Origin of the sequence: Marilutibacter maris (assembly GCF_006546735.2) — a bacterium.
GTDB lineage: Bacteria > Pseudomonadota > Gammaproteobacteria > Xanthomonadales > Xanthomonadaceae > Marilutibacter > Marilutibacter maris.
Genome location: NZ_VICD02000289.1, coordinates 1 through 4,205, shown reverse-complemented (window position 1 = coordinate 4,205; position 4,205 = coordinate 1). Strand labels below are relative to the sequence as shown.

Sequence of the window (4,205 nt, the reverse complement as noted above, 5' to 3'; positions counted from 1 at the left end):
GCACCTGCCGCACCGGCGCCGCCGTCACCGCCATCGGCACCGTCCGCCGGCCTCGCCTTCGTCTGATCGAGGCACCTCCAGCGGTGTCCGTTCATCCCCGGCCCCGGCGCGTCGCAGGCGCCGGGGTTCTCCTGTCTGCGGCATGCGGGGGCAGGATGCAGGGGCTGGCACGCGGTCAGCGCGCTGGCGACGCCCCCGGTGACGTCGCCGGTGACGTCGCCGGCTCGACCCACTTGGCGAACACCGCATCGATTTCGTCATCGCCGACCGTACCGCCCTCCTCCAGCGTGCCGGCCTGCTCGAACAGCGGAATGATCATCGCCATGCCGTCGATCTCGGTCTTCAGGTGCGCGCCCGGCGCCCGGCTCAGATAGGCGTCCCAGCGCGCGCGCACCTTCGCCCAGAAGTCCCGGGTCGCGTCCCAGTACCTGTAGGCGGCGCCGAAGTCGATGTCCTCGGCCTTCTGGTAGTCGTTGAAGCCGAACTCGCGGACCAGTTCGACCTGGCTGCCGTCGGGCTTGCGCAGCACCTTGGTATTGAACTGCTCATGGGTCCAGCCGTTCACGGTTACGGTGTGGCGGTTGACCACCGACAGCGCGTTGTAGTCCTCGCGCTTGGTGTACTCGCGGCGCGGCAACGGCCGCCAGCTCGGATCGCTGGTCCAGGTCGAGACGCCGTCCTTGTGTTCCCAGCGGCCGGTGCCGCAGTAGCGCGGCGCGTCGCTGACCTCGTAGACGCACTGCGTCCACGCGCCCTGGTTGAGCGTCGGCGCGACCGGGTGCACGGTCCAGGTCTGGTCGGCGCTGAACTCGAACCGGTTGGACGCCTGGTAGACCCAGTCCTGGCGCCAGTGCTTGGTCACGTGCTGGCTCTTGGCGTCGACCAGGATGTGCTGCAGGACGATGCGACCGGGGCTGTCCTCGACCACGATCACGGTCTCGTCGGCGCCGCTGCGCATCGCCGGCTTGCGCTCGTAGCCGGGCTGCAGACGCACGGTCTCGTCGAAGGCGAAGTCGACGATGTATTCGCCCCGCATCGCCAGGATCGCGGCGCGATCGCGGGCGAGGTCATCGGCGGAGCGGTCGCCGGCACGGGCGGCGGCGGCAGACAGCACACAGGCGAGCGCAAGGCCGGCGAAGGCCACGGCGGTCGTCGCGGAGGATCGGATATGCGGATTCATGATGGATTCCCCTGGCTGGCTGGAGCGTGCTTGAAGTGCGGGAAGCGTCGGCTGCGATCGGCGTGCATCACCAGTTCACCGACAGGCTGACGCCGACGTTGCGGCCGGGCGCGGTATAGCGATCGAGCGTGTCGCTGCTGGCCAGCACACCGACCGGCAGGTCGCCGCTGGCCCAGTACGTGCGATCATCGGCCAGATTGAACACGCCGGCGTTGACGGTCGTCCCCGGCGCGAAGTTCCAGTGCGCGAGCAGGTCGAGCACGCCATGGCCCGGCGTCGCGAACTGGGTGTCCTGCGGAAGATCGCGCTTGCGCGCGGCGAAGCGGCCGGCCAGTTCGACGCCCCAGTTTTCCTGGTCGTAGGCCAGGCCGAGGGTCGCGCGCAGCGGATCGATGCCGGCCAACGAGGTGCCATCGGCGCGGTCCTCGCCCTGCGACCACGACGCCGCGCCACGCAGCGACCAGCCCTCCAGGGCCGGATTGAAGCCGCCGAACTCGATTCCGCCGCTGAACTCGACGCCGTAGATCTCGGCGTCGGCGACGTTGCGCGACTGGAACACCATCAGCCCCTGTTGGTTGAAGCCGATGAAGCCCAGCGATTCGATGAAGTCGTCGTAGCGGTTGTAGTAGGCCGACAGGCTGGCGTAGCCCTTCTCGCCCATGAAGCGCAGACCCGCCTCGACGCCGTCGCTGGTCTCCGGCTTCAGGTCGGGGTTCGGGATCGCGGTGTAGCCGAACTGCAGGTTGGTGAAGCCGAGATTGACGTCGTTGTACGGCGGCGCGCGGAACCCGTGCGCGTAGCCGGCGAACAGCGACCAGTCCTCGGCGAAGCGCCACACCACGCCCAGCTTCGGCGACACGCTGGTCTCGTTCAGATCGCTGACCGCGACGCCCGGGTTGTCCTCGGCGAAGATCGAATCCACCTCCGGCTGCAGCCGGTAGTGGTCGATGCGCAGGCCCGGCACCAGGCTGACCCGGCCATCGGCGAAGCGCATCTCGTCCTGCACGTACAACGCCGCGGTGGTGGTCTCGCTGTTGGGGAAATCGCGCACCGGGAACACATCCGGCGGCATTGCCGGCGAACTCGAGCCGTCCGCGTACAACACCCGGCCATCGCGCTTCTGGCGCACGCGGTCGCGCGACAGCTCCAGACCGTAGGTCAAGGTGTGATCGACGCGACCGGTGGCGAAGTCCTTGCGCAGGTTCGCCTGCAGTCCGTACTCGCGCTGATCGAAGTTGAACGAACGTTCGCGCACGTGCGCGCCGGCGCTGGCGGTGATGCGCGCCTCGCGGGTGTCCTGGGTGGTCTCGCTGTCCTGGCGATAGACCTGCACGTGCAGGCTGTCGGCGAACGCGCGATCGAGCGCATCCGCCTCCCATGCCAGCGATATCCGCGCACGGGTCTGATGATCGTCGCCGTCCATCGCGGTGGTGGTCGCGCCGGTGAAGGGCTGGAAGCCGAGCGCGGAACGCACGTCGGTCCCGGTGCTGTCCTCGTTGCCCTCCACGGTCAGGCGCAGGCGGCTGTCGGTGCCGGTCGCGTACAGCAGTTTGGCCAGCAGACTGCGGCCGTCGCGCTCCTGCGGGTTCGGCGCGGTGCGGGCGCTGCCGTCGCTGCGGTCCTCGCCCTTGTTGTCGGTTTCCCGACCCTGGTGGTGACCGACCGCGACCAGGCCGCTCCAGCGTTCGCCCGCGAACGCGCTGGTGACGCCACCGAACAGGCCCTGCCAGTCGCCGTCGTAACCGAGCTTGATGCCCAGATGGCTATCCTTGCCGGCATCCAGGTAGTCCTCCGGGTCCTTGGTGATGAAGGCGACCACGCCGCCGAGCGCATCCGAGCCGTACAGCGCGCTGGAGGGGCCGCGCACGACCTCGACCGCCTTCAGGGTGTCGAGGTCGACGAAGTTGCGATTGGCATTGGAGTAGCTGCCGATCGAGAACGCGTCCGACACCGAAATGCCGTCGGTGACCAGGCGCACCCGATTGCCGCCCAGGCCGCGGATGCGGATGTCGCCGATGCCGAAGCGGACCGAATCGGAGGTGACGGTGACCCCGGGCTCGTAGCGGAACAGGTCCTTGAGGTCGCGGGTGATGGTCGCGTCCATCTCCTCGCGCGAGATCGCCGACACCGTCGCCGGCACGTCGGCGATCGCGCGTTCGGTACGGGTCGCGGTGACGACGACGCGATCCATCTCGGCCGCCGAGGACGCGACTGCGGTGACGAGCGTGTCGTCGCCGCCGGCGGGCGCCCCGGCGAAGGCCGGCAGTGCGGCCAGGACCGCCAGCGCCAGTACGCTTGGCGGCGCAAGGCGGGAAACGAGGGATCTGGAGACGGAATTTCGGTACGGCTGCGGCATGCTGGCGACTCGTGATGGGACCGAGGCGGGCTGGCAGCTGCATCAACAGCGGGCTGGCGACCTGGCGGAATGGAAACGCATGCGACGGCGACAGGGCCTTCGCATGCGGAGGAAGGGGCCGCGATCGCATCGGCGAAAGCGGATGTCGCCGTCCATGGCGACCGGCCACCGGCGTCGGGGGAGAGAGAACCCGCCGGTGACGAACAGGGGCGCGGGCGGGCGCTACTTGGTCAGGATCAGCTTGTCGTTGCGGGTGTGGCGCAGACGGTAGACCTCGTCGCCGTGACGGATCAGCACTTCACGGGTACCGCGCAACAGGGCATCGCTGTCGAGCAGGGCGCCGCGCGGAGGCGCGGGCGGCAACGAGCGCTCGAGTGCACGCTCGACGGGACGGGTCGGGAACGGAGCTACAGCGGCGGACGGGACGGCGATCGACTGGCGCAGGGACATGGTCGTGGCTCGTTCGGGGTGAGACACGAATGATAATAATTCTCATTAGCGAGTCAAGGACCTGTCCCCCTCCCCTGCCCCGCAGGAGCGGCGCAAGCCGCGAGAACCCATCCATGAAAGCCTCATCGCGGCTCACGCCGCTCCTACAAGAAGGGCCATCACTCCTGTAGGAGCTGCGTAAGCTGCGACCGGGCCTTCCCATGAAAGCTTCATCGCGGC

General features: G+C 68.7%; 3 protein-coding genes. All 3 read right to left on the bottom strand.

Annotated elements, in window-relative coordinates; genetic code table 11:
- Positions 1-175: 175 nt before the first annotated feature.
- Entirely contained in the window at positions 176-1,180 is a 1,005-nt protein-coding gene (locus tag FKV24_RS16525) for a DUF6607 family protein (protein ID WP_249041066.1), read from the bottom strand.
- A 67-nt stretch (positions 1,181-1,247) separates the two neighbouring features.
- Positions 1,248-3,536 (bottom strand): TonB-dependent hemoglobin/transferrin/lactoferrin family receptor, encoded by a 2,289-nt coding sequence (locus FKV24_RS16520; RefSeq protein WP_141483161.1) that lies wholly within the window; start codon positions 3,534-3,536, stop codon positions 1,248-1,250.
- A gap of 222 nt (positions 3,537-3,758) precedes the next feature.
- A complete protein-coding gene (locus tag FKV24_RS16515; protein WP_141483160.1) occupies positions 3,759-3,986 on the bottom strand; it encodes a hemin uptake protein HemP in 228 nt (75 codons plus the stop codon).
- Positions 3,987-4,205: the final 219 nt, after the last annotated feature.